At 42.4% G+C, this 23,104-nt stretch carries 31 protein-coding genes and 1 pseudogene; all 32 read right to left on the reverse strand.

Going from position 1 to position 23,104, the window contains the following annotated elements; translation table 11 throughout:
* Nucleotides 1-28: 28 nt before the first annotated feature.
* The 32 genes and pseudogenes from CDG60_RS12190 to CDG60_RS12335 all read right to left on the reverse strand — a co-directional run bounded on the left by CDG60_RS12190 (nucleotide 29) and on the right by CDG60_RS12335 (nucleotide 22,980).
* Entirely contained in the window at nucleotides 29-2,815 is a 2,787-nt protein-coding gene (locus CDG60_RS12190; RefSeq protein WP_087511741.1) for a host specificity factor TipJ family phage tail protein, read from the reverse strand.
* Entirely contained in the window at nucleotides 2,793-3,158 is a 366-nt protein-coding gene (locus CDG60_RS12195) for a hypothetical protein (protein WP_087511742.1), read from the reverse strand. Before CDG60_RS12195 ends, CDG60_RS12190 begins: the two co-directional genes overlap by 23 nt.
* Nucleotides 3,158-3,652: a hypothetical protein gene (locus CDG60_RS12200; RefSeq protein WP_087511743.1), complete on the reverse strand. Its 495-nt coding sequence runs from the start codon at nucleotides 3,650-3,652 to the stop codon at nucleotides 3,158-3,160. The genes CDG60_RS12195 and CDG60_RS12200 overlap by 1 nt, the downstream gene beginning before the upstream one ends.
* Complete coding sequence (locus tag CDG60_RS12205) at nucleotides 3,645-4,655, reverse strand: hypothetical protein (RefSeq protein ID WP_087511744.1); 1,011 nt, start codon at nucleotides 4,653-4,655, stop codon at nucleotides 3,645-3,647. The genes CDG60_RS12200 and CDG60_RS12205 overlap by 8 nt, the downstream gene beginning before the upstream one ends.
* Nucleotides 4,656-4,657: 2 nt before the next feature.
* Complete coding sequence (locus tag CDG60_RS12210; protein WP_087511745.1) at nucleotides 4,658-5,596, reverse strand: hypothetical protein; 939 nt, start codon at nucleotides 5,594-5,596, stop codon at nucleotides 4,658-4,660.
* A complete protein-coding gene (locus tag CDG60_RS12215; protein ID WP_087511746.1) occupies nucleotides 5,596-6,354 on the reverse strand; it encodes a hypothetical protein in 759 nt (252 codons plus the stop codon). Before CDG60_RS12215 ends, CDG60_RS12210 begins: the two co-directional genes overlap by 1 nt.
* Nucleotides 6,351-8,903 (reverse strand): phage tail tape measure protein, encoded by a 2,553-nt coding sequence (locus CDG60_RS12220; protein ID WP_087511747.1) that lies wholly within the window; start codon nucleotides 8,901-8,903, stop codon nucleotides 6,351-6,353. The genes CDG60_RS12215 and CDG60_RS12220 overlap by 4 nt, the downstream gene beginning before the upstream one ends.
* Before the next feature lie 63 nt (nucleotides 8,904-8,966).
* Entirely contained in the window at nucleotides 8,967-9,626 is a 660-nt protein-coding gene (locus CDG60_RS12225; RefSeq protein WP_227542875.1) for a hypothetical protein, read from the reverse strand.
* A 61-nt stretch (nucleotides 9,627-9,687) separates the two neighbouring features.
* A complete protein-coding gene (locus tag CDG60_RS12230; protein WP_087511748.1) occupies nucleotides 9,688-9,918 on the reverse strand; it encodes a hypothetical protein in 231 nt (76 codons plus the stop codon).
* Nucleotides 9,915-10,352 (reverse strand): hypothetical protein, encoded by a 438-nt coding sequence (locus CDG60_RS12235; protein ID WP_087511749.1) that lies wholly within the window; start codon nucleotides 10,350-10,352, stop codon nucleotides 9,915-9,917. Before CDG60_RS12235 ends, CDG60_RS12230 begins: the two co-directional genes overlap by 4 nt.
* A gap of 1 nt (nucleotide 10,353) precedes the next feature.
* Nucleotides 10,354-10,833 (reverse strand): phage tail tube protein, encoded by a 480-nt coding sequence (locus CDG60_RS12240; RefSeq protein WP_087511750.1) that lies wholly within the window; start codon nucleotides 10,831-10,833, stop codon nucleotides 10,354-10,356.
* 380 nt (nucleotides 10,834-11,213) lie between these two features.
* A pseudogene (locus CDG60_RS18550) lies at nucleotides 11,214-11,576 on the reverse strand (ORF6N domain-containing protein); the annotation flags it as partial.
* 380 nt (nucleotides 11,577-11,956) lie between these two features.
* Nucleotides 11,957-12,334 (reverse strand): hypothetical protein, encoded by a 378-nt coding sequence (locus CDG60_RS12250; RefSeq protein ID WP_087511752.1) that lies wholly within the window; start codon nucleotides 12,332-12,334, stop codon nucleotides 11,957-11,959.
* On the reverse strand, nucleotides 12,324-12,515 hold the full coding sequence (locus CDG60_RS12255; RefSeq protein WP_087511753.1) for a hypothetical protein: 192 nt from the start codon (nucleotides 12,513-12,515) through the stop codon (nucleotides 12,324-12,326). Before CDG60_RS12255 ends, CDG60_RS12250 begins: the two co-directional genes overlap by 11 nt.
* 318 nt (nucleotides 12,516-12,833) lie before the next feature.
* Nucleotides 12,834-13,196 carry a DUF3168 domain-containing protein gene (gp17, locus tag CDG60_RS12260; protein WP_087511754.1) on the reverse strand — a complete coding sequence of 121 codons (363 nt, stop codon included), beginning with the start codon at nucleotides 13,194-13,196 and terminating at the stop codon, nucleotides 12,834-12,836.
* Complete coding sequence (locus CDG60_RS12265) at nucleotides 13,193-13,720, reverse strand: HK97-gp10 family putative phage morphogenesis protein (RefSeq protein ID WP_087511755.1); 528 nt, start codon at nucleotides 13,718-13,720, stop codon at nucleotides 13,193-13,195. The genes gp17 and CDG60_RS12265 overlap by 4 nt, the downstream gene beginning before the upstream one ends.
* Nucleotides 13,721-13,731: 11 nt before the next feature.
* On the reverse strand, nucleotides 13,732-14,064 hold the full coding sequence (locus CDG60_RS12270; RefSeq protein WP_087511756.1) for a phage head closure protein: 333 nt from the start codon (nucleotides 14,062-14,064) through the stop codon (nucleotides 13,732-13,734).
* Between the two features lie 2 nt (nucleotides 14,065-14,066).
* The gene (locus CDG60_RS18215) at nucleotides 14,067-14,216 is read right to left on the reverse strand and encodes a hypothetical protein (protein WP_160117043.1); all 150 of its coding nucleotides are present in this window, start codon (nucleotides 14,214-14,216) and stop codon (nucleotides 14,067-14,069) included.
* A 97-nt stretch (nucleotides 14,217-14,313) separates the two neighbouring features.
* Nucleotides 14,314-14,457 carry a hypothetical protein gene (locus CDG60_RS18310; RefSeq protein ID WP_171405455.1) on the reverse strand — a complete coding sequence of 48 codons (144 nt, stop codon included), beginning with the start codon at nucleotides 14,455-14,457 and terminating at the stop codon, nucleotides 14,314-14,316.
* A 4-nt stretch (nucleotides 14,458-14,461) separates the two neighbouring features.
* Entirely contained in the window at nucleotides 14,462-14,716 is a 255-nt protein-coding gene (locus tag CDG60_RS12275) for a hypothetical protein (RefSeq protein ID WP_087511757.1), read from the reverse strand.
* 7 nt (nucleotides 14,717-14,723) lie between these two features.
* Nucleotides 14,724-15,017, reverse strand: coding sequence for a head-tail connector protein (locus tag CDG60_RS12280; protein ID WP_227542876.1), 294 nt, complete (start codon nucleotides 15,015-15,017; stop codon nucleotides 14,724-14,726).
* Nucleotides 14,992-16,266 carry a phage portal protein gene (locus CDG60_RS12285; protein ID WP_087511759.1) on the reverse strand — a complete coding sequence of 425 codons (1,275 nt, stop codon included), beginning with the start codon at nucleotides 16,264-16,266 and terminating at the stop codon, nucleotides 14,992-14,994. The genes CDG60_RS12280 and CDG60_RS12285 overlap by 26 nt, the downstream gene beginning before the upstream one ends.
* Nucleotides 16,267-16,274: 8 nt before the next feature.
* A complete protein-coding gene (locus CDG60_RS12290; protein ID WP_087511760.1) occupies nucleotides 16,275-16,583 on the reverse strand; it encodes a hypothetical protein in 309 nt (102 codons plus the stop codon).
* A 54-nt stretch (nucleotides 16,584-16,637) separates the two neighbouring features.
* Complete coding sequence (locus tag CDG60_RS12295; RefSeq protein ID WP_087511761.1) at nucleotides 16,638-17,966, reverse strand: phage major capsid protein; 1,329 nt, start codon at nucleotides 17,964-17,966, stop codon at nucleotides 16,638-16,640.
* Complete coding sequence (locus CDG60_RS12300) at nucleotides 17,963-18,598, reverse strand: HK97 family phage prohead protease (RefSeq protein ID WP_087511762.1); 636 nt, start codon at nucleotides 18,596-18,598, stop codon at nucleotides 17,963-17,965. The genes CDG60_RS12295 and CDG60_RS12300 overlap by 4 nt, the downstream gene beginning before the upstream one ends.
* A gap of 12 nt (nucleotides 18,599-18,610) precedes the next feature.
* A complete protein-coding gene (locus CDG60_RS12305) occupies nucleotides 18,611-18,793 on the reverse strand; it encodes a hypothetical protein (protein WP_087511763.1) in 183 nt (60 codons plus the stop codon).
* On the reverse strand, nucleotides 18,790-20,472 hold the full coding sequence (locus tag CDG60_RS12310) for a terminase large subunit (protein ID WP_087511764.1): 1,683 nt from the start codon (nucleotides 20,470-20,472) through the stop codon (nucleotides 18,790-18,792). Before CDG60_RS12310 ends, CDG60_RS12305 begins: the two co-directional genes overlap by 4 nt.
* Nucleotide 20,473: 1 nt before the next feature.
* Complete coding sequence (locus tag CDG60_RS12315; protein WP_087511765.1) at nucleotides 20,474-20,932, reverse strand: terminase small subunit; 459 nt, start codon at nucleotides 20,930-20,932, stop codon at nucleotides 20,474-20,476.
* A gap of 488 nt (nucleotides 20,933-21,420) precedes the next feature.
* Nucleotides 21,421-21,657 carry a hypothetical protein gene (locus CDG60_RS12320; RefSeq protein WP_087511766.1) on the reverse strand — a complete coding sequence of 79 codons (237 nt, stop codon included), beginning with the start codon at nucleotides 21,655-21,657 and terminating at the stop codon, nucleotides 21,421-21,423.
* Nucleotides 21,654-21,968 (reverse strand): HNH endonuclease, encoded by a 315-nt coding sequence (locus CDG60_RS12325; protein WP_087511767.1) that lies wholly within the window; start codon nucleotides 21,966-21,968, stop codon nucleotides 21,654-21,656. Before CDG60_RS12325 ends, CDG60_RS12320 begins: the two co-directional genes overlap by 4 nt.
* Nucleotides 21,968-22,321, reverse strand: a complete 354-nt coding sequence (locus CDG60_RS12330; RefSeq protein ID WP_087511768.1) for a hypothetical protein — start codon at nucleotides 22,319-22,321, stop codon at nucleotides 21,968-21,970. The genes CDG60_RS12325 and CDG60_RS12330 overlap by 1 nt, the downstream gene beginning before the upstream one ends.
* A 185-nt stretch (nucleotides 22,322-22,506) precedes the next feature.
* Nucleotides 22,507-22,980 carry a hypothetical protein gene (locus CDG60_RS12335; RefSeq protein ID WP_087511769.1) on the reverse strand — a complete coding sequence of 158 codons (474 nt, stop codon included), beginning with the start codon at nucleotides 22,978-22,980 and terminating at the stop codon, nucleotides 22,507-22,509.
* Between the last annotated feature and the right edge of the window lie 124 nt (nucleotides 22,981-23,104).

Genomic DNA, 23,104 nt, shown 5'->3' on the forward strand with positions numbered 1-23,104 from the left:
AATAAAAAAGCCCCTTTCGGGGCAATGGCTAAACAACAAAATCATGATCATTTTCATAATAAGCATCACTGTAATTGATGCATGTCAGCTCATTTGATGATGATTTATCAGTAATTAAAAAAAGATCCCGCTTTAAATCTGAATCAGTTGTCACGATGTACTGTGAACAGCTCAGATTGCCATCATATTCAAGCACAAGCGGCGCAACAGGCGCACGTGCGAGAAGCAGTTCACGATCATGACTGCCCTGCGTCACCTGAATTGAATCAACTTTCCGCCCGGGCAGATTCAAATGCACATAATGAACACCGGCCCCTAGCCTGCATGGCTGTGAAAGTGTGATATACAGTCCATCCTGTTCAATGACTGAACCACTACTCAGCACCATTGGCCGGGTATCATTAGCAACCAGGATCAGATCATTCCGTGTAACCAGATCCGCTTCATGATATGCAGAAAACTGACATGATCGACGTTGATGCAGCAGCTTGTTCCATGCTCTATGTGCAAGCAGATGAGCATGCTCACGACTTGTTACGCCACGTACTTCAATGTTTTTTGCATTTGTGATCTTGTCATCCGGCAAACTGATTTCTGATTCAGCCCAGCTTTCAGCGGGATTTACCCATTTCAGCTTGATACCGTCATTGTCACGACTGACACCAAACTTACCTGTTCGCTTTTCAGATCCTGGCTGCTTGTTCCGATGATTGAACAACAGAACAGGAAAATCCTGCGGACGCTCAAAAACAAAATACACTCTGTTCGATTCACGTCGCACGTCGCAGAAAACAGCACCGGCAACAATGGCCAGTGATTCTTCATAAGAAATTTTGGCATCATCAAATGTGTAATTGAATCCGATTGGCACACCAAAATACTGATCAATTTCATCTGCAGTGCTGTACAGATTTTCAAGATCAAGTGTTTCAATACTGCGGTTCCCGACCTGCGGATCTGTCGTCAGCGCACAGACAATATCAGCAAAATTCGATGTTGCAATACGCTCAGCAGAACGCTGACCACTTCTGTAAGTATAAAGTTTGCGTGTCGCAATACAGTTCCACAGTCGCTCTTTGACAGACAAAGCACCATCTGTGGCCACTGTCTGAGATCTGATAAGTGTAGCTTCAGCATCACGATAATCATGCAGCAGACTGCAAGCATATACTGACTTGATTTTCAGATCATTAACACGTTGAGTTTTCTTTCTGACATAGACGTCCACTTCCTTTTTCAGTCTGAAACGTACACCCTCAGCATAAGCTTTTGGCAGATCAAATTTCCTGGAAAGCCCAAATGACGAAGTAGATTCACGCCAGTCCGCATAAGTGAATGACTCAACCGCCCCCGCCGGTAATCCGTTCACAACCTCCTGGTACTGGATCGAATAGACTGCATTATATGCATACACCTTGCCATTGGTGCCGACAGAATACATACCTTGAGGAAAGTAAAAATTGAAAATCAGCTGCTTAATATTGCTGTGATTCAGATAAAACCAGCCCTGCCAGTCACTCTTATGTTTTGAAATATCAATGTCTGCAGATGTGATGCTCTGCCCCTGCAGCTTGTCCCATTGCGGCTGTAATGCCGACGGTACTTCAAGTTCAATATACGTTGGTGTTACAGCCAGTATTGAAGGATATTCACCGGCAAGATCGATGGCCATTTCATTATCTGTCAGTACAGCAGAAACAGCTGCACTGTTCTCTTCAGTCATGCGTAACCAGTTCGGATTGACTGTTGACTGATCTGACAGTTTAATTTCATAATCAAATGCGCCCGTTTTCACAATACTGCTGATGCTGTAAACACCCGCCAGATCAATAAATCCATTGATTGTGTCTTCAATCAGCATTGTATTGAACTGAACTTTTCTGAACTTCTGCGGTTCATGAATATCCTGAGCAGTTGCAATAGTGACCGTTCCATCCAGTTCAATATTTGCATTTCCTGACAGCAATGCATCAGCTACACCAATGGTTTCGGCATCAATAATGACAGCCTCGCCAACAGTGAAAATCGTATCCAGACCTCCATTTGCGGAATATATCCGGTTCGGGTATTTCGGGATCAGCGTACCCTCAAGATCCGTATCAATAACTGACTCAGAAGCCTGTCCCAACGACTGACCCGTAATCGCTGATGATTTCTTTCCGACACAGGGCGGCTGAGTAAATTCATCACCGATTCTTATTTGTGGCACGCCTGTCAGGCTCTGCCCAGGCGCATACACAGATGATGAAAAGCCGGCAATTGTGGACCCGAGTGTGTCACCATCTTTGATGTCCTGAATTTCATAATGCCCCTGCCCGATACACATCAGACAGTCTTCAACTTCAATGCCATCTTCTCTGTAATACAGAATCGGTGGTGCTATCAGATCAGGAATGGACTTTACACGCCCATAAATGTCAGCGACACGGCCATTCAGTCGTTGCTTATTGACCCGGTTTGTCAGTTCATTATTTGAAGAGCGGTTAATCTGCTCTGGCGCACCCGGCATTGCAAGATATGTCCAGATTGCAGTACCAATGGATACGACTGCTGAAACCACAGCAATGATTGTTGCCACTTCTCCCGCATGACAAACGACTTCAAATACATCATTTTCATCTGTATCCAGCAGTTTAAGTGCTGACATCTTGCAAATCGGGGTTACGTCATTTTCCGGGCAAGGCTTGCCTTTATAGATCCGTGACTGCGGATGTTTTGCACGGCAGTACAGAAAGCTTTTCAGCACATTGTCAGACTGAATGACATTAATCTTTGAAGCATCCAGCGGATCTTCATAAATTCGTAATCGGCTCATAGTATCTGAATCTCAAAACCTGCGAGCGCATTGCTCTGATTGTGATGTACTGCACCCCGGTATCGTTGAGATGCAGTATTTTATTGTTAAAAAAAAGCCCCACGTGATTGCTACCCGTGAGGCTTGTCATCAGTACAATACAGCCATGGATCGGCTCTTTCAGACGTCTGTTTCTGATCACTGTATGTCGTGATGTCTGTACAGCTTCAGACAGAGATGCAGTCAATCCGATAAAGCTTTGTGAATAATCCTGATCCAGTAATTTCTGAGCTGCTTCAATCACAAAATGAACACAGTGATAATTCTGCACGTTGTACTGTTTTTCAAAGAGATCCAGGATCATCAGTAAAACCCCTTTAAACCCGGAAAATTCTCAATAGTGAACAGTCTGCCAGTGCCATTGACATTCAGTTTCTGTGCTTCAGCTTTGAATGTTGTGCCCTGCTCATCTGATGTCTGATCTGTAATACCCAGGTTTTCAATCGTCAGAACCGGTTTTGTAAAATCAATACTTGAGTAAATTCGATATGAAACACTCGGATATTCAAGAGAATCAGCATCAAAAATCTGATCAATCAGAGCAGGAACAGATGTACCCAGGTCGCTGACTGTGATTGTCAGCGACTGATCAAGATCATTACTCGCACCAGATCGCTGGATCTGTAACTGCATGTACTCATAGTTAAAGTATGTGTTGTCATGAAACACACTGACACCATCTGCCATGTTTGTCACATAACGCAGCGGTGCAGACCAGAGACTATGTGATATTTCGATGCACTCAACAGGAAAAGCGGGCTGAGTGCTGTAGAGCAATGCTTCAATATCTTCATTCATTACGTGACTCCGCAAGCTGTCTGATTTCATCAGTATTCAGATCATTATTGAGCACGTGCAGCTGTGTACTGACGCTGAAGATCCGGCCACTCTTTTGCATTGAAATGCCACCAGGAACAAAATGGGCTTTGTAACGCTGGAGCGGTCGTTCATCTATTACAAGATCAACAGTGAATGGTTTTCGCTTATGCTGCCAGACTCGATAAAATGCTGTGAAATAATCATAGTCAGCTGCATCCAGTTTGAAATTTGCAGTCACTGTATTTTCAAGATTCTCAAAAGTTGCACGATGTAGATCATTGCAGACTGCAGATGTTGCAATCACACTGTTGCCGAACCCAACTGCATAAGAACTCTGAAGCGGACACAGCTTGAAATGATCGAAGCGAGCATCAGAAATATTATGCGGTGAAATGATCGCTTCATCGAAAAAGGTGTTAAAGCCGTTGATGACTTTCAGCGCAAATGCAAAACGGTAGTTTTTAGTCATACCAATCTGGACCAGTTCTTTTGCATGTCCCAACTCATATTCAATCTGAAAACGGTCCCGCTGCTGACGCATGTACAGCACATCGTCACGTATATACGCGAGAATGATGTCTGAGTTTGAAGACTGATGCTCACGCAGATCATCAAGCGCAAGCTGCGGTGAAACTGCATTACCCAGTTCTGTAGTGATATACGATAAAACAGTTGTGTCATACCACCACAACCACCCCACGCCTGCAGCTACATACGTGACAAATGGTCGCATGTTTCGATTAAATGCAAAACTGATCTGAGTGACATCTGCTACAGTCAGCAGATCATGACTGATCTGACCATCTGTGATGCTGATAACCCCGCCCTGATACGCACTACTCCAAACTTTGACTTTCAGACCCTTTGATGTGTCTGCAATGTCCTGTCCACCCCATTCATAGTCGATCAGATCATTGACCCGGTCGGGCACTAAAAAGCCGCTGAAAATTGCGGCTGAGGATAATTTATAATCTGGTAACATATCTATGCTCCGGTGTAACGCCCCCAGCTCAACTCAAAACCGTACCGCAGTGACTTCTGGTTGTTTTTTGTAACAGGCGGATCAACATCATACTTGAATCCGATTACAGCACCTGAACTGGTGATGCTCAATAATCCGCCAACCGGGATCATGAAACTTTTATGCGGCCAATCATTGCCTGCACTCAACGCAAGTGTAAAAAAACCCTTCACTGTTCTTAAATCAGGTCGTGACTGCCCCATTCTCTGAGTCACAGAACCACTGGTATTTGGATATGAAACCGTTGATGGATTGCATGTGTTTTGCATTACTTTTGCACTCAATAGCGAATAATCAAACCCTGCCGACGCTAAATACCATGCGACACCATTTGCCACAATTACTGCATTTCCAGTGACAGTATGTGTGCTTATAACTTCATCAAATTTATTCAGTAAATTAAAACTGCCCGCATACCCTGTTTTCGGATAGACACGGGATTCAACAATGCAACTCAGAATTTCATCGTCTAAAATCGTGATTGTTGTTGCCTCACCCGCACTGTCTTTAATCAGTGCACGACTGCACAGTCTTCCTAAATTATCACCCAGCCCAGTTTCTGAGAGATCCCCAACAACAGCTCCCAGGGCGTATGTATAAGTACGTCGCGCATAGTAATAAAATGGTGCTGTTGATGTGTTTACACCCGTAATTTCATTTGAAAAACTGTCAGTAGTTGCAAGTGGAGCTTGGAGTGTCGTATCACCTGGCTTCGGTTCTGAATTACCCGTTCCAACCCACAAATGCGACATTCCAGCGTTATTCAGACCGCCGATCATATCCAGTCCTGCATCCAGAAAAAGGTTATCTGACCACTCTGATTCAGAATTTAATTCGCCATTTTTATTGCTGATCAAAAATTTATAGCGAACCCCAACCTCAACTTTTGCTTTAAAATTCATTATATTTCCTCAATATATTTTGCATCTGTGACAGTGAAATTAGATTGAACAGCTTCAACAAGTTTTTCAGCTTCAATGTATGAAACTTCAAGAACGTATTTTGCATCTGTGACTTTGAAAGCTGATTCAACAGATTCAATGCCAAAACTTTCAGTTCTGTATTCAATTTCAGACATATATTTTGCATCTGTAACTTTGAAAGCTGATTCAATAGATTCACTGCCAAAATTTTCAGTTCTGTATTCAATTTCAGACACATACTTTGCATCTGTGACTGTGAAATTTGTTTTAATTGCATCAATTTCAGTATTAACTGCTTCATTCAGCATGCTGTTATCAACAGTAAAAGCTGACTGAATTGACTCAACCTCATAGTATTGATACATCTTTGAAGTCAGCACAGAAACATGACTGATCACGACAACAAGCTGAGCAGAAACTTTAAACAGCTTTCCATTCAGCTCGTTAAAACTGAAGCTGTCTGCTACAAACTGACAGACATAGTCTTTGTACTCACTGCTTTCAATAATCAACTTCATTAAAAAAGGCAGCGGGTTACGCTGCCAGTTCAAATAAAATGCTCTGAAATACTTGAAATCAGGCTCAGTCAGTACAAATGAAATACCTACGCTGTGTCGCTTCGACGGTGTTACAGTCGAGTACCGTGAAAACCCTCCAGGAAGTTCATCACGTCTGACAGAACACCCGAACTGCACGCTGTATGACTCCTGCAGCGGGCATAAATCGAGTCTGTTCATTTAACACTTCTCACTCCAAAGTTGGCTTTCAACTGTTTGCTTTCAAAAGAATTAGGATTGGCCAATTGCCCCCAGGACTGCCGAACAGCCTTTTCCACAACATCAATCGTGACTGAACCATCGTCATTTTGTCGAGCGCTGACGTTAGCATTTGTACTGTTATTGATAGTGATATTGATGCCATCCTGTTTTTTATTCGCAAGATAGCTGGTCAGATCCTTATTCTGTTGTGGATTCAGTACACGTTCCCCACCATCCAGTAACCAGGTGCCTTCCTTCGGAATATTATCTATACCGTTGTGTGCCATGCCCTCCAGTGAAATAGTGGTAACAGTTGCTAATGCAGGAGCCAATGCTGACATCACACTGACTGCACCTGCAATTTTTTGCGGTAATGTCATAGCACTTGGATCAGCAAATGCCTGAGCGTATGCCGTCCATGCAGCGACAGTTGAAGATGCAATAGAAAAACCCTGCTGCATAGCAAACATGGTTCTATATGCACTCGAACTTTCACCCTCAGCACCTTTAATTGACTGCGTCAACTGAGCAAAAGTGTTCTGAGACTGACTGAGCAAGTTTTCCCACATGCCAAGCTGCGCAACAAACTGATTCTGATTCAGCTCTTTGACCTGCTGATCATACTGAACATCCAGCGCATTTTTCTGTGTCAGATATTCTTCATGTGCCTGCAGTAATGCTTCATAACGCTCATCATCAGTCGAATAGACATCACTGGTCATGATGTTCTGCTCAACCGATTTCCTGTTTTTCTGCAGATCCAGCTGAGCATTTGCCTTATTATTTTTCAAAGACCACTGACTGTATTCTTTAGGTGTCATGGTCGCTTTAGCAAAAATATCATCAGCACCACCAGAAAGACCTTTTATTGAATCCTCCAAAGTCTGACGCATTTCAAGCATATGCCATTGAGTTTTTCTCAGTTCAATCGCATGTTGCTCATCCAGCGCTTTGAGCTTCAACTCTTTCAGCTCAGTATTATATTTACCAGACTCATTGATCATTATTCGTTGTGTTTCATACGCATATTTCAACTTCTCCTCTTCTGACCACTTAAAGCTGTTTATTTCTTCCGTGATCTGACGAAGGTACATCTCTTCAGCGAACTCATAGCGACTTTTTGCTTTAGCCATGTAAGCAGACTCATCTACCCCAAAATTCGCTTTACCAATTTCAGTGACCTGACGTTTATAATCTTCAGCAAACTTTGCGAAGTCATCCAGGAAATCATATGAAATAGAATCCCGTGCCCGCTCTTGCTGTTCTTTCAAAGCATCTGTTGTAGCTTTTATTGAGTTAGCGACTTGATTCTGTTTTTTAATCCACTCATCCGACCCTTTAATTACTCCAGTTTGACCACTTTGCATTTTCGCCATTGCTGCCGTGGCTTCATTTACGGTATTAGTGAATAAAGTTGAGATTGAAGTACCCATATCACCAATAACCTTTGCATTATCAGCCGCCGCCATTGATACACCACTATTTGGTGCTCGTGCCATTACAGCACCTGTAAAAATAGTTCGCGCAAACTTTACACCGGGCAGTTTGTCTGCCCAACTCCCACCCTCAGCTGCCAAATCAACATTTTTTTTGGCATTTATTGCATCGAATGAAAGTCCTGCAATAGCATTTGAAAGCATCCTGATTACAGCATAAACCCCCATACCCGTTGCAGCTACCCCCTTAAAAACAGCTCCCAAATCTTCACCAGCTTCCACCATCAAATTTGTTTCTTTGGTTGCATCTGTCATAACATCACCAACAGAAACAAGCGCAGGCATCAGCCCCTGAATGAACTGATTTTTAGCCCCTTGAACCTGCATATCCAATAGCTTTAGCTGAACTTTAAACTCAGCTGCTTTCTGAATTGCAGAATCTTCCATAATTAAGCCATAGCGTTCAGCTGCATCTGACCAGAACTTGAACCCCTCCCCTCCATTTTTAAGTAATGGAATAAGGTTGGTCGTATCAGAAGCCATGCTTTCCAGATAAAAAGACATTTGCTGCTGAGTAGCACCTGCTTCCTCAAGTTTATCAACATATAACTGAAGTGCCTTTGGGCCAGATAAGTTCTGCATCTCTAACGCAAGTTTACGTGCCCCCTCAGCACTGCCTTCAGTTTTTATTGCAATCTGTTCAAAGAAATCAACCGCACCACCTGAACCAATGGTAATAAACTCTCCCAGTTTTTCATTAAAGTCTTTGAGCTGATCACCCAGTTTTTCCTGGCTGATCCCCACAGTTTCAGCACCTGCTGACATTGCCTGAAATTCTTGTGTTGTCGCATTCGAAATGGCTGCAAATGTTTTAAGCTCTTGTGCTGCTTCTGCATAGTTTTTTGCCATAACAAATACTGCTGCACCTGCTGCTGTTGCACCCGATACAGCAATAGCACCATAAGCCATCACATCTTTTTTCATACTGTCAAAACTGGTTTTGACCTGTTTTTCACTTTCTTTAATTGGTCCCACAAAGTTGCCAATTCTTGTGACCAAATCCAGTGTTAATGTTCCGAGCTTAGTGCTCATAAAAATCTCCAGGCATAAAAAAACGCCCTTTGGGCGTTTTTTATAACAGTTAAAGAAAAATAATTAATCCCACTTCAAATCACTAACATCAAAGATAAACTGTTTTTTACCCTCTTTAAAAAATGGAACTTCAACAACCAATTTATTACTGGTTTTTAATTGTTTAATAATCTTATTTTTTGTTTTATCGTAAGCAACAAATATAAGGTCAGGAGCATGACTATCAGGGTCTGACATTGTTATGCTCTGAACATCACCATTGTCAAATTTAAAAGCAGCCTCACAACCACTAAATCCACATAAAAAATTCCCTTTAGAAATTGCAACCATAACATCAGTTTCATTACCTTTTTTTCTTAAAGTAATCATTAAATTTGATCCCCCACTATATGGAAAATCAAAATCTACTTTATTTGTGCTAACAACAGTTGCAAACTTAGATTCAATACCACGCATTTCATCTTTTATTGTTTCATACTTCCAATTCTGAAGAGACACACCATCAGCCTGGTCTGATGTTTGTGTTTTAACCGATGATGCAGGTGAAGATTTTTCATTTAGTGAATTATCAGCACACATTCCAATGCCTAATAAAACTAATAAAACCAAACCAATCCACGCCAGTAAAGATGTTTTTTCTTTTTGTTTAGCACCACACATCGGACAACTTTCAGCCTTATCGCTTACTGGACCACCACATTCTTTACATGGATTAATCGCCATACCTGTTCCCACTTGAATTTTTGAACAAGATAGCAACTTATTGACTAAAAAAGAAACCCACCTAAGCCGATTTCTTTCTAATTGCTTTTAAACGTTCCTGCTCGAAACTGGTTTCAGGCTGGTCTTCATGTGGCATAAAGGACAGTGCTTCCACGCTTTCAGGGTCTTTGACCTTAAAACGTGTGTAGTGCGCCATCCAGTTACCAAAACCCTGCTCCACTCTGCGCCCAACAAATAAAGAACCTCTGCTTTTGCGGTAGGCTCTCCATTTGTTCAACTCAGGCTGACTCATGTTTCTTCTGGCTTCTGCAATGGTTCTTCCACCGATTCCGTTGATGACGAGTTCGCACCAGAATTCATCTTCTGCTTCGAGATCCAACCCTTTCCCGATAAATCATTAACCTCATCAGCTAAACGATACAATGCATCCACAATTTCTGAAGATACCTCTCCTGTACTTTGCACTGTAGGAAAAAAGTGTTCATTTTCAGAAGAAAAAATAGCTTTAAAAATAACAGCCTTTGTAATCTGATCTATCGTTACCGACTGTTTATCCTTTAGCCCCCAGACATCAGCTGCTGTAACTATTTCATCATGGGATAATCGTTTTACAAGAATTTCTCCCTCAAATTCCCCACCATCTGCGTCGCGGAACTTGATGGTCTTTTCAATAAAACAACCAACCCCAACTGCTGACTTTGCAGCTCCAAATGTAAGTTTTGCCATATCATGGATCTACCTTAAATTCATCTGTAACTTTTGACTGCCGCTTGAACGGAATCGTATGATTGTTCAGTGCATCCAGCCCCACAACGACTGAGTTTTTACGCAAAATGGCAGTACACCAGGACCAGGTTCGGTCCTCAGGCAGATCCACCGTACTACCCGTCAGGGTCGGTACACCGACACCATCACCCCAGCCGGCATAGATTCCGACCAGCTCTTTACGCTCTGCGAGATCCAGCAGGGTGATATGTGTAGCATTGTTAGGGTCAGTGTTGATTTTCAGACTGCCTTCGCCTGGCGTACTCAGCCCATAATCATTGGTTCGGACTTCTGTCTCTTCGAGACAGGTATTGTCCACTTCAGCAGCACTGTCATCGCCAAAAACCAGCTCTGAAATACACGCCATTTTTGTCAGAGTTGGTACTGTCCCATGTAAAATCCATACTTGAGTACCATTTCCGAGAACGCCTTTTTTCGCCATGAGTTACTACTCCTTTTTTCAGGCATAAAAAAACCCTGCAACAATGCAGGGTTCAGTTTAAGTAAAATATTTTGTCAGACACCGCGCCAGTTCAGCTTGCCCATCATGGGCAACAGTTCATCATCCACCGCGAGGGAATTTTCCATTTTTTCAATCTGTCTCAAAAACAGTTCCAGTTCCTGCCGTATGGTCTGGCAGTCTTTTTTAACCACATCCATATCTCTGCGACGCACAACAGTCACTTTATTTGCATCACGTATGATTACAGTCCCATCCTGTTTATTTTCAACAAAAAATCTGCCGACTTTGTTGGGCAGATAGACATTGTTCTGACCCAGTGGCAGAGCTGCAGGTTGTGGAGGAACTGATACAGCCTGTTTAAAATAACTGTCTTCTAAACGCTCAAACACATCCCATGCATGATCTGTATCCAGCATTTTAGCATGTCGAGCTGCACCACGTTCTGTCCAGAGAATTAACCGTGCTGTCCTTTTCGGAACATGGTGACAATTAGTCACCATGTTCTTGAATTCCTTTAACTCCAAACCTTCCAGCTTAAAATAATGTTTACCCTCTACGAAACGATCAAGGTTACGAGAAAAGTTTTGCTTAATATTAATCTGTTCAGTGCCATAGAACTCTGCAAGCTGTGCTGTCGTCACAACAGGAATTTTTTTAAAACGGATTACTTGATTTTGAGATGCAGAAATACGTGTATTCATGATGAATACTCCTTGTGATATCGGAATGTTCACCACCAAAACTGAGTCCAAGCAATTTGGGTGGCGGATTGAGTAGAATTGGACTTACCAGTCACAAGGTTCTGGCGCACCGAAGTGCTCCTACCCAACCCGCCATAGCAGGCGCTATCTGCAGAGTGCAGAAAGCTATAGGCAATAAAAAACCGCGAATGCGGTCAATATTGACCTTGTGAAATTAATTGGAGTCCAACCCAAGCATCAGATTTTGCTGATGCATGATTACATTAGCTCTGTTCAGTTCCAAAGTCAATTTTCTATGCTAAATCTAAGTTTACTTAATTTTTATGGTAAAAACAAAGTTTAGTTAATATTTTCAATATAAAAAACCCTGCAGGAGCAGGGTTTTTAGTCAGGCAAAATATTTATTTTTTAAAAATAAAAGCAACTGCTAAGGTTCCAATGGTAACAGTGGCAATTGTACCGCCTGCACCTGGTGCACCATTTAATGCGACATAACCACCACCAATAATACCGCAAATACCAATTGCACCTGCGAAAAGCTGTCCTAAAATTCTCTCAGCAAAAATGAACTTATTTGTTCGGCTTGTTTGCTTACGTCTTTCGACAGCCTCTTCTGTTGTCATCATTACAACCCAATCGACTAAATCTGGTCGAAAAGAATGCAATTTTTCAAGTTCATTGGTATAGACAATTGGGGTATCAGACTCTTGGTGATGAACTTGAAGTTCCTCACCTTTACCATTACGTGCGCCAACAGCCGTCCGTTTATTAGCGGCCATAGGCCTCCCGTGCTTTACTTTGAATGTCATTACCGACAGCATGGACGTCATTACGCAAATTTACTTGGTCTTGACGGAAGCCATTGGTAACACGTTTATATTTACGCTGCTTATGTGGAGCTTCTAATATTACACCCGCTCCATCAAACATGTTTGATAAGTGACGAATAATATTTTCCATTTGTTTCCCCATTTGAGGTTCTAGATACTTAAACAATAACTAGAAATTATTGCTGAATAATGGATATGTACATAAAACTACATACATAAACAAAATCTGCAAAAAAAGACCATTTGATTGGTCTTTACGGTGTATTAAAGAATAAAATGAACAAAAATTAATCTTTGTTCAGATATGGAAAAAATACCACAGCATAAAAAATTGTCAACAAACTTAGACCAAAAAATCAACATAAGACAAATATCTAAGTTAACTTAATATTTATATGAACTTTTGCTTATTTCCAATATCTGCATAATGGTTTCGTTTCACTGGGTTTTACCGATCCATCCACCAGTTCGCATCAAAACCACGGCCAAAAATATCTGTATCCCCGATACGCTCATAATGATTCGGGTGTGCACTGGTCACTGTACACAACGGATCAAGTACCTTGCAGATTGCTTTGCGTATGTCAGATGCCCGTGTTGCATCCACATCATAAACAACCAGCTGAAAACCGATCTGATCAATCTGAGGCGAGCAGTCCAGGCTGTGTTCAGGCAGTGCCGTAGTCGTTGACCAAACCGCATAGGGAAACTCTGTGCCCTTGGGGGCAATATCTTCATAAATCTTACGACCCAAAAATCCAGCCACAACAGGATCTACAAATAGCGTCTGAAAAACTGGCAATATATTCATACAGCACCTGCAATTAATTTATCCACTTCCACATTGAATGCAGAAACAAATGTCGTTGATACCTGTTGAATGTTCTTAGAAAGTGCATTTCGCATAAATGGAATCGGTACATTATGTACAGATCCGAACTCTACCAGACGCCAGTAACGGGTATCGCCACCCGCCAGTGCAATCTTATCTGAATTGACAACCTGTTTTGCTGCACCTTTTTTACGACGTTCCTTAAAAATAATTTCTTTACTGTGCTTATTGGTTGCTGCACCACCACGAACACCGATCTTCATCACAATATAGTTCAGAGACCTTGTCCGACCCTCTCTTGAATCTATGTTTTTCCAGATTGCTTCACGTGTATTTTCATCATCAATCTGAAGCGCATTCTGCTTTGCAGCATCTTTTACAATGTTGGTTCCTTTTCTCAAAGACCGTTTTGCTGCATTGCGAACTTTTCTGACATCAGACAATGAGTTCAGTTTCCGTGTAAGCTCATCGACACCCTGTAACTCAAAACTGACTGCACTCATTGCCACCCCTGCTATTCAGTCACCGATAACATCACTGTCATGTAAATATTACCGTTTATGTCATCAGGCTGTGGCGGGGAAACAATCTGATAGATCACTTCACCATGCAGAACCCGCATTTCCGTCGTAATGTCAGAACGTTTACGCAATTTCAAACGAGCTGTCATCTGCGACCCAGCAGCCTGAGCTGCTATTAGATCTTTACCTGAAAAACTGCTTATTTTTCCCCAGAGGGTTTTATAAGTTTCCCATTCTTTTGAAGTTACATTATTGAACCCATCCCGCTGTTCAACAAAGTGCTGAATCTGAACTCTGTGCCGCAGTTCATTTGCTATGTAGCCCATATTTAATCATCCAGTGATCGACAGGAACGTATAAGAGCATCATTTTCATCTTCAGCACGTTCTGTAAACTCAGCCATGATTTCTGTGTTCTGATTGATGATCTGAACCATCAGCTGATTCTGACTTTCCATTGTTTTCAAAAGCTGATGCATTAAGTTTCCGCAACAGTTTTTGCATTCTGAGCTTTGATCGCTCATGCTGTTGTCTGATCCATTCACGTCTTTTCTCACATCCATTACAGTTAATCATTCAGGACTGCCACGCTTGCCATGCAAGCTCAATTGCAGGTACTTCAAACATACCGTCACGCCTTATAAACAGACGCTCACCATGTATAAAAATGAGATTTTTATACTGTGGCTGAAGCCTGACCCAGGTTATAAATTCATCCATTGGATCACCACTTAAGTTCTACTATCCAATTATCTGAAGGGTTATAAAAATCACAGGTAACGCAATAACCTCCATCTGAAACAGCATTTATAAAATTTCGGATATCAACCCGCTCATATCTGTTTTTTGAAAAAAGAACTACACAACTCTCTATCTTTTCAGATACAGCACGATTAACTCTTTCATCTGCCAGTTCCATCATCTCTGCCAGCGTTGGAATTGGCGTTGATCGCACCAATGCTTCTGTCGCAGTAATCATAAATACCTCACATCACCAATGGCGTGTAATAACGCATCAGAATATCTTTCACCGGCTGCGGCAAAAACCCATCATTTGAAGGAGTATCTTTACTTACACCACGGTGCTCATCAAAGTACCCGCACATCATCAAAATCGCCCGCTGCTGAATCTTATTTTCAGCATCATATTTTGTCAGAACATGGTCTTTAACAGCCTGCTCAGCACTGTCCAGAATAGACTGCAGATCCTGATCCACAATGTCTTCATCGTCATAACGCAGATGACGTGCCACATCACTTGCCGTCAGCGCCATCATCATCTCCTTTTTTTGCGGAACTTCCTGCAAAAGGGTCATCTTTTGCATCACGCTTTGAAATCGCTTCAAGCGAATAATTCTGCTGCTGAATATAAATAGAATCACCACCTGCAAGCGGTTTAAAATTCAATGCTAAACGACCCTCATTTGGAGTCAGCAAGCTACCCTTAACCCCTGCAACGTAATAATTCATTTGCGACATAGCATCCATGCGAAGTAAAGTTGAAAGGTCCATAAACACTTCATAGCCCAGTTTTTTAAGCCCAAACGCATCATCCAGACAGTTTTCAATCGCTTCAATTGGACTTTGAAGACAGCTGTTTAAGTAGATCCGCTCCATGTCTTCAACTTTTTGACCTTGTGGAATATTGCCAATCCCCACTTTCCAGGAGGGTACATTGAAAACTGAACAACAGATTTCAGCAGACCACTTATGCTGCTCAATCATCTGAGCATCAGCCGCAGGCATACTCAGTGCGATATATCGAACATCTCCTCCAATGACTGCTGTTTTCCCAACATTCGCACCAGAATAATTTTCTTCCCACCCAGATTTAATTTTTGCTGCATCAGCTTCATCAATTTTCCCTGGAGCAGTTAAAATTCCACCCGGTCTACCACTGTTCTGAAAGAATTTTGCACTGAATTTCTGAATGGCCACACCCTGACTTGCCGACAGACCACAGGCAACAATAGGGCTGATTCCCACAAGTGGATGATATAAACAGTTCCAGCGGTCATGAATAATTTCAGATGCTGGCAGAATCACACTTTCAGACTGTCCTGCCAGCCGATCTATCCCAATTTTATAAAATATTCCGCCTGCTTCACTGATCAGCGGTGTAACGTTGTCAGCGTTCAGTACAATCAGCTGTTCAATCTTGCCGAATGCATTTCTGAGTTTTAAAACATACGTGTTACCACGTGTATGCTTTGATATTGCCCAAAACTCCAGGAATTGCTGCATAGTCTGAAAGTGGTTAGGTTTTTCAAAAAAAGGGAACTGTTCATCAGTTACTTTAACCCAGACTCCATTTTCTTTTTTTCTCAACTCAAGCGGCAGCTTTCCGATATCTTTTGAAACTATTGAAATACAGGCAAACACAGCATGAAATGAAAGCAGATCCTCTTTATTCAGCTCAATATTTTGCTGCCATGCCCCCATAAACGGCTCAAATATACGTGTCCAACCGCCCCCACCCTGAACAGGTGTAAGGGACTTCTGGCGAAATATATTGCTGAAAAGACCCATAATTTCACCTATTTTTTGCTGTTTTTACGCCCTGCAGGTGCAGGAATAATGTCCTTTTGTTCGGTTTTTAATGCGATATCACCAAAATCGCCAACCACAGGCGTACCATTTAAATTTCGCAAAACCGACTCAGGCAAATCCAGAAGATGTGCTTCAGTTGCTGCTGCCTGTGCTTCAGTTGCTGCTGTCCCACCATCCAGATCAATCAGTTCAACAGCTTTCAACTTTAACAGTACATTGACTTCATACTGACGAAGTTCACGTACAGTGCCTGCACGCCCTGAGCACAAATCCTTTAAATATTTCACTTTTGGCATGTTCATTACCTATAAAAAAAGCCCCATAATCGGGGCTTTTTATTTGTCGGGCAGTTATGCAAACTTCACATAACCTGCAGCTTTTCCGCGTGCTTTCCAGCGAATGAATCGTTCAGCACGGATAGCCATCAGGTTATTCTGATACAGATTCACCCATTCAGGTGCAAGGTCTGTTCCCATATTGATAGTCGCTTCAGAGCTGATTGCAAAGTCCATGCTGTCATCATCTGCCAACAGGATCTGACCTGGCAACACCAGCACGATTTTGTCTGTACATGCCGCTGAAATTTCAACAGGCAAGGTCAACAGCTCTTTAGCACCATTCAGGTTCATGCCTTCAAAGTACTTTTTACCCAGTGCATCACGCAAAATGCTGAGCTGTGCAGCACGTGTTTCAGACGTTACCCAAGTAGCACCATCAAGTGTCAGGCCTGCATCAAGCACACCCTGAATTACTTTCGCAAGGTCAGCTTCAATAGCTGCACCATCTGTGCCGGTGGATGTAACCGCTGTCACACCGTGTAAAACTGATGCAGGGCTGTCTTCCGCTTCAGCTTTACTTGGGTCAAAGAACTGACCGTCAATAAACGTCGCTGTAGATTTCAACAGGTCATCAAGCACAAGCTGGTCTGCTTTTGGATTAGAAAATCGAATCAATTCATCTGACAACAGCACAATGCCTGCCACTTTAGATTTAGTCAGCGTCATATTTCCGAAGGTCGGATTTGTCACCGGTTTAGTTTTCTTTTCACCGACCCAACCCACGGTAGACGCACCAGTCTGCGAAGGCACTTTGATATTGAACGGCACCTGGCGCATACGCGGGGCAATTTTATCCACCGCTGTTTTACCGCGCAGCAGTTCAATAAATTCACCCGTCATAGTATTCAGTTCAACCAAAGATGCCGCAAAAGCTGGATCAGTCGTCGTTCCAATAAGGGCTTTTTGCGTTAGTGCTTTCTGTACAGATTCTGGCGCGTTCCAGCTTTTCAGCACAGTGTCTGCTGTGACTGCCCCTTTTGAGTGTGCAGCAAAGGCAAGTGATTTCACCAGCATTGCAAAACCAATACCCTTCGGAATATTGCTTTCAGTCGTCACTACAGGCGGTTTACCCTGATTTGTATCCAGACCCTTCTGAGCAGTATCACCCGCAACAGGTACAGCACTTTCATCCCATTCTGCCTGACTTGACTGCAACATATTCAGTCGTCCGAGATTACTTTCCAGGTTTTTAATTTCAGTTTCAAGTCCCTGAATAGTGGCTTCATCTTCACCCTCAGGCGTACCACCCGCTCCCGCAGACTTTGTCATAATATCTGACATTTTCTTTTTACGATCTTTGATCGTCGCCTTAACCGCGTCAATATGCTCTTGTAAAGTCATACGAATTTCACTCCAGTAGTTTTAAATTTTGGTGCTTTGATCAATTCAACACCACCAACTTTTGGCGGCTGAACAGATTTTGGAATTGTGTGTTGCAGCCCAGATTCAGGCTGTTGCACAGATTTGTTTTCAGGGTCATTGTTTGATTTGCTGACCTGCGCTGCATAAAGAGACTTCACACCTGTGATCGTTGCCTCCTGATTCGCAGGAATAGTCACAGCAGATAGCTCCAACCACTCCCATTCGAAGAAATGAAGCCCCCAGCTGTTCTGAATATCTGCAACTTTAAGACCCCGTAGGCGAATAGAAAGCCCACGAACAAGGCCTGTTTTGATACTGTCCCATGCCAGCAAAAGTCGTTCTTTCAGTTCTGCCGACTGAACCTGATCTGCAAGCACCATCTGAATTCCAACATGGATTCCATCTGCCTTGACTTCTGCCTGTACCACATTCCCCACCGGTTTCTGGTCATTGTGTTGCCACAAAAAAGGTACTGGCAATGTAAACTTCGCACCGTGTGGCTCAACAATGTCATCTACCCGATCAGTTGCAGGTGTTGTAGCAATGCCATAAATCATCCCCTTTTCTTCATCAATAGATTTGATTGTGAGCAAGCTGTAAGCCTGATTCATATCTGAAAACTCCTATTTTCTACTACGTTCAAGCCCCGCTTTCAGCGCTTCAAACTTTTCACAAGCCAAAAAAAATCGCTCATCAATGTGAGCGATTTCTTCATCCGATTTGCCTGATGTCGTGCAGGCTCCCAGGTGATGCCGATCATTTTTACACTGATCAATTTCACTCTGAATTCTTTTAATTCTGTTCATACAAAATACACCCCAAGACTTTGCGCAGCTGCCTCTGGATTAACAGACATCAGTGCAATTGCATTAAACATAGCAATTACAGGGTCAATTTTCCCTTTTCCTGATTCCTGCTTAGTAATCATCAAGGCATTACCTGACATCTTCCCCTTAGCATTGCTTACAGCCCACTTAACCAAGCCTTGTTCAGCGGGAATAAACGTACCGTCCGCCAATTTCCTCTCAGCAGTGGTTGCATAACCTGATAATTTATACCCTTGTGGGACAGCAACCATAGACTCTTGTGGTATTCCAGCAGCTAGCAGACCATCTAAAAGCGATGGCATACCAAGTTGATCCAAGCCAAATCCTTGCTCTGGCATTTTCCCAGTATCAAAAATACGTTTTGCAATTTCCCCAGCTTGACTAACATCTTCTCCGATGGTCTCGACAATTACCAAATCACCTTTCCTAGCAAAATCTTCCATCAGTTGCTTACTACTTTTGCGGCGATCCATTGCGATGGGGTGTAGCCACGACCTCGACCAACCACGCCACAATGATCTGTAGTGTTTGTCGCGTCCGATAACATACATACTAAATAAGTCATCAAGACCACCACCATCAAAACCAATAGTTATGCACTCTGAATTCCCAATGAGATACTCAAGATCAAATGCTCTTTCTTTTTCCTCCCAAAAGTCAGCCCCAGCCCAGCGATTGGCACGCAAATTCATACCTATTTGCACATTGAGTCGCTTTGCAAAAAAATCTTTTACATCATCCTCACCCGCATACTTTGACTTATTGTAGTCATCATTAAGCTGCTCAATATCAACAGAAGCACCATAATTGGGGTTTGGTATGTGGAAATTTTCGGGGTCTTTATACTCCTCTGAATCAATCATTGATTGAGGGAATTCATAGATTAAAGGTAAAAACTTTTTGTCAATGATTTTTCCATCACGAACATCTCGAGCATAATCAAGCTTGCTTTTAAAAACCCCGCAAGGCGGCTCTTTTGATTGAGTTGACAACCATAACAAACATCCTTCTGTACGTGATGCCAACCCTCCAGTTGCTTCACGAAACATGGAAGCAGCATCCGACATTGTTTGAAATAAATGCAGCTCATCCACTAAAACCCAGGATGCTTTTTTACCACCTGTAGATTTATCATCAGCTGCAACCACCTTAAGTATTGCATTCGTTCCGATATGAGTAATGGTTTTAGTGTGTGCAGAGATGTTCATCATCTCGTTCAGCTCTGGATCGGCTTCAATTGCATCACGAATTGGATTGAATGAGTTTTCAGCTACTTCTTTCGTCGGTGCTAAAATAATAAGCTCCGCAGATCGGCGACTATTTAAGATAAACGCTGTCAGCATAATAAATGCCGCAATAGTTGATTTAGTATTCTTTTTGGGGATTAGCAAAAAATACTCATTAATCAATCGTCGCCTTGTTGATGTGTTATAAGCTCCAAAAATTACAGCAACAAATTCAGTAACCCAATCGCGCACTATCCCTCCCATTTCTGGGGAATCCATCACATCTACAACCTTCAGTGCATTAAATGCTTTTAACGCCACATCAGCAACATCTTGATAGAGTGGCTTGCATGGGATTAACGAGCGTCCTTTGACAATACGCTCCTCCCAATCTGGACAAGCCGTTGTCCAGTTTAAGATTGCAGAATCCATATTAACTTCTCATCTGATTTTCAAGTGTTGCAAATCTGCCGTGCTTTGAAGCAACTTCCGCTTTCTCTTTTTTACCTTCCTTCTTACCAGTCTCTTGAACCCTACCAAATTCGTAGGGTAAGGCAGCTTTAGCAGCCTCAATTCGAACCTTTCTGTCTAGTCTTGAGTTCTTGTAAATTGATCGCAAATATTCTAAAGAGTTTGTTACACTCTCCATCTCTTTAATGTCTGCTTGTATTGCAGCTTCACCCAAAGGCATAGACTCAAAAGCGGCCGCCCCCTCTCCCCCTTGATTTAACAGCGCAGCCAGATAGGCAATAACCTCAGGATTTTTCGCAAGCTGACTGCCTTTTGCCCCTGCCGACTTCTCAGAATAGCCTGCAGCCAGAGCCGCATCTTTATTTGACTTGCCCTGCACTTTGGCCTGAGCGAATGCCTTCATGTTGTCAGTCAAAGCCATCTTTTTACCCACCCAACCTGACTTCCGATCAGATTTATCTAAATTTATGATTTTTCAGAAAATGTTTATTTACTTTCGCTCAAAACAGGAATTTTTTTACACGTGAGATAAGGGGGCGGTGTCCGCTGAGACCCATTTCTGAATTTTTTGATACCCCCCACTGGGTAAATGTTGCACCATAATGATGCAAGTTATTCATTTTATTAAAATGTTCCACGAAAACTTTAATAAAATGAATCGCTTTAAATGTTCCACGAATTAAAAATCCCTGCCGTTATCGACAGGGATTTAACTGACTCAATTTGGCCAACTGATGTGTTAATGGCTTGCCGTCACCAAGGCTTGAATCCTTTCTATACCCACTTTGTACTCTCAGCTTCCTTACTGAGACATAGAATCATCCATGGTTTTGCTTACACATGAACGTGCCGTCTTTCCGAGCTGTCCACATTGAACCAGGCTAACGTGTGCCAGTTCTATATGTTCTTTTAATCTTTAATACGCTGAAGTCCTAAAGCCGCCAACTTTTGATCATTCAGCTGTTCAATACCCAGCGAATGATCAAAAAAGAATATCGGCTTACCTACTCGTGCAGAAACTTCTTCAAGATGGCCACGAAACTGCTGTGCATCTGTCAAAGATGCAAATCGAGTGAACTCACCACGAATAATGATCAGCACTGCATCAGGCTGGATCTGTTCAACATCAAACGTATGTTTAGTCATCCGCGCATCCCCTGTTTACTTTCCTGCTGAGTCTTCCTGTCATGACACTCAGTGCATAACGACTGCAGGTTATTCAGATCATCCGTGCCACCCTGCGCCTTGTTTACGATGTGATCACACTGAAGTTCCATTGTGATCCGGCCACACTGCTGACATTCCCATTCATCACGTTCATGGACCTGCTGTTTCAGCCTGCGCCACGGTCTACCACCACGACCCTGACCATAAGCCGGTTCAGGTTTTGGCAATGTCCGATGATTGGACTGCAGTGTCGGCAGGCGACTGCTGCCCAGTTTTCCAAGTTTTGGCATCACTTCACCGTATATATATATTCCAGCGTTTCATCATCCACCGGAGCAGGAACACTGACCGGATCTCCACCACTGATACGCACAAAACAATCTTTGCAAAGTGACTGCCAGTTCCGCACATCCCAGAACTTCATGCGGTCACCTGCAGGGCATTCGATATGAAACACATGTTCTGCAACGTTGACATAATTGCGTTTATTACAATCTGCACAGTACTGATTGACTGATAGAAACTCAGCTGATGCCAACTCCCACAGTTTTGACTTCCCAGACCGCACTTTATTCTTTGCCCGTTCAGCCTGCTGAATCTGTTGCTCATGTTGCTGCCAGTGCAGATCCCGATCTCCAGTCATAACCACCACCCGACAATTGTTAAAAAAATGTCTGTATGCCGGGTATCCCAGCCGACATACAGACGAAAAAAAACCACCGATCAGGTGGTTAAAGGTCTTTCGACCTGAGGGAAACTACAGCGTTAATTACAGTTTTCCACTATGAGAAAAATTAACTTATATTGGTTTTTAAGTCAAATACTAATTTAACTTAATTTACTTATTTGAGTAAATATTTTAACTTCCGCTATTTTCATCTCAAGATTAAACAACTCAAGAACCTCGTCTACACGCTTCATCATGTGTATAAAAACCGTAGTATCACTAAAACCACAAAGCACTGCACGATTACGTTTTGAAGGTTTATAACCACCAGGCACAAGACAAAACTCCATCAAAGCAATTTTTAAAATTGAACGATGATAAACCTGAGGCACACCATAACCATTAAAATTAGATTCGAATCTACTGACCAGCACTGAACTGAATAATTCAATATTCGCTTTTGTATTCGCTCCAAAATATTTTAAGCGCAGCAGATTGTCCTGGAGCGGTGTCAGTTTTGCATAGCTCATTGCAAGCAATACATCCTGTGCCTGCAGTGAAGGGATACCACCATCAATACGGTCTGCTTCGTAATTGATTGATTTTGGGCTTAATAATTTTAAATACTTTTCCATTGGTCAGCCCTCATGTGAATGATGTGAACGAACTGGGAACGAGTTTTCACTGTCGTTCACATGGTAAGCCATTGTTTTTATATTTATTTTATTTAAATGTGAACAAGTGAATAATAAAATACGC

Source organism: Acinetobacter chinensis, from assembly GCF_002165375.2.
GTDB classification, from domain to species: domain Bacteria; phylum Pseudomonadota; class Gammaproteobacteria; order Pseudomonadales; family Moraxellaceae; genus Acinetobacter; species Acinetobacter chinensis.

What these genes read in the sequence shown, in the direction of transcription:
- CDG60_RS12190 (WP_087511741.1), bottom strand. Translation starts at nt 2,815, where the DNA reads ATGAGCCGATTACGAATTTATGAAGATCCGCTGGATGCTTCAAAGATT.
- CDG60_RS12195 (WP_087511742.1), bottom strand. Translation starts at nt 3,158, where the DNA reads ATGATCCTGGATCTCTTTGAAAAACAGTACAACGTGCAGAATTATCAC.
- CDG60_RS12200 (WP_087511743.1), bottom strand. Translation starts at nt 3,652, where the DNA reads ATGAATGAAGATATTGAAGCATTGCTCTACAGCACTCAGCCCGCTTTT.
- CDG60_RS12205 (WP_087511744.1), bottom strand. Translation starts at nt 4,655, where the DNA reads ATGTTACCAGATTATAAATTATCCTCAGCCGCAATTTTCAGCGGCTTT.
- CDG60_RS12210 (WP_087511745.1), bottom strand. Translation starts at nt 5,596, where the DNA reads ATGAATTTTAAAGCAAAAGTTGAGGTTGGGGTTCGCTATAAATTTTTG.
- CDG60_RS12215 (WP_087511746.1), bottom strand. Translation starts at nt 6,354, where the DNA reads ATGAACAGACTCGATTTATGCCCGCTGCAGGAGTCATACAGCGTGCAG.
- CDG60_RS12220 (WP_087511747.1), bottom strand. Translation starts at nt 8,903, where the DNA reads ATGAGCACTAAGCTCGGAACATTAACACTGGATTTGGTCACAAGAATT.
- CDG60_RS12225 (WP_227542875.1), bottom strand. Translation starts at nt 9,626, where the DNA reads ATGGCGATTAATCCATGTAAAGAATGTGGTGGTCCAGTAAGCGATAAG.
- CDG60_RS12230 (WP_087511748.1), bottom strand. Translation starts at nt 9,918, where the DNA reads ATGAGTCAGCCTGAGTTGAACAAATGGAGAGCCTACCGCAAAAGCAGA.
- CDG60_RS12235 (WP_087511749.1), bottom strand. Translation starts at nt 10,352, where the DNA reads ATGGCAAAACTTACATTTGGAGCTGCAAAGTCAGCAGTTGGGGTTGGT.
- CDG60_RS12240 (WP_087511750.1), bottom strand. Translation starts at nt 10,833, where the DNA reads ATGGCGAAAAAAGGCGTTCTCGGAAATGGTACTCAAGTATGGATTTTA.
- CDG60_RS12250 (WP_087511752.1), bottom strand. Translation starts at nt 12,334, where the DNA reads ATGGCCGCTAATAAACGGACGGCTGTTGGCGCACGTAATGGTAAAGGT.
- CDG60_RS12255 (WP_087511753.1), bottom strand. Translation starts at nt 12,515, where the DNA reads ATGGAAAATATTATTCGTCACTTATCAAACATGTTTGATGGAGCGGGT.
- gp17 (WP_087511754.1), bottom strand. Translation starts at nt 13,196, where the DNA reads ATGAATATATTGCCAGTTTTTCAGACGCTATTTGTAGATCCTGTTGTG.
- CDG60_RS12265 (WP_087511755.1), bottom strand. Translation starts at nt 13,720, where the DNA reads ATGAGTGCAGTCAGTTTTGAGTTACAGGGTGTCGATGAGCTTACACGG.
- CDG60_RS12270 (WP_087511756.1), bottom strand. Translation starts at nt 14,064, where the DNA reads ATGGGCTACATAGCAAATGAACTGCGGCACAGAGTTCAGATTCAGCAC.
- CDG60_RS18215 (WP_160117043.1), bottom strand. Translation starts at nt 14,216, where the DNA reads ATGCATCAGCTTTTGAAAACAATGGAAAGTCAGAATCAGCTGATGGTT.
- CDG60_RS18310 (WP_171405455.1), bottom strand. Translation starts at nt 14,457, where the DNA reads ATGGATGAATTTATAACCTGGGTCAGGCTTCAGCCACAGTATAAAAAT.
- CDG60_RS12275 (WP_087511757.1), bottom strand. Translation starts at nt 14,716, where the DNA reads ATGATTACTGCGACAGAAGCATTGGTGCGATCAACGCCAATTCCAACG.
- CDG60_RS12280 (WP_227542876.1), bottom strand. Translation starts at nt 15,017, where the DNA reads ATGATGATGGCGCTGACGGCAAGTGATGTGGCACGTCATCTGCGTTAT.
- CDG60_RS12285 (WP_087511759.1), bottom strand. Translation starts at nt 16,266, where the DNA reads ATGGGTCTTTTCAGCAATATATTTCGCCAGAAGTCCCTTACACCTGTT.
- CDG60_RS12290 (WP_087511760.1), bottom strand. Translation starts at nt 16,583, where the DNA reads ATGCCAAAAGTGAAATATTTAAAGGATTTGTGCTCAGGGCGTGCAGGC.
- CDG60_RS12295 (WP_087511761.1), bottom strand. Translation starts at nt 17,966, where the DNA reads ATGACTTTACAAGAGCATATTGACGCGGTTAAGGCGACGATCAAAGAT.
- CDG60_RS12300 (WP_087511762.1), bottom strand. Translation starts at nt 18,598, where the DNA reads ATGAATCAGGCTTACAGCTTGCTCACAATCAAATCTATTGATGAAGAA.
- CDG60_RS12305 (WP_087511763.1), bottom strand. Translation starts at nt 18,793, where the DNA reads ATGAACAGAATTAAAAGAATTCAGAGTGAAATTGATCAGTGTAAAAAT.
- CDG60_RS12310 (WP_087511764.1), bottom strand. Translation starts at nt 20,472, where the DNA reads ATGGATTCTGCAATCTTAAACTGGACAACGGCTTGTCCAGATTGGGAG.
- CDG60_RS12315 (WP_087511765.1), bottom strand. Translation starts at nt 20,932, where the DNA reads ATGGCTTTGACTGACAACATGAAGGCATTCGCTCAGGCCAAAGTGCAG.
- CDG60_RS12320 (WP_087511766.1), bottom strand. Translation starts at nt 21,657, where the DNA reads ATGACTAAACATACGTTTGATGTTGAACAGATCCAGCCTGATGCAGTG.
- CDG60_RS12325 (WP_087511767.1), bottom strand. Translation starts at nt 21,968, where the DNA reads ATGCCAAAACTTGGAAAACTGGGCAGCAGTCGCCTGCCGACACTGCAG.
- CDG60_RS12330 (WP_087511768.1), bottom strand. Translation starts at nt 22,321, where the DNA reads ATGACTGGAGATCGGGATCTGCACTGGCAGCAACATGAGCAACAGATT.
- CDG60_RS12335 (WP_087511769.1), bottom strand. Translation starts at nt 22,980, where the DNA reads ATGGAAAAGTATTTAAAATTATTAAGCCCAAAATCAATCAATTACGAA.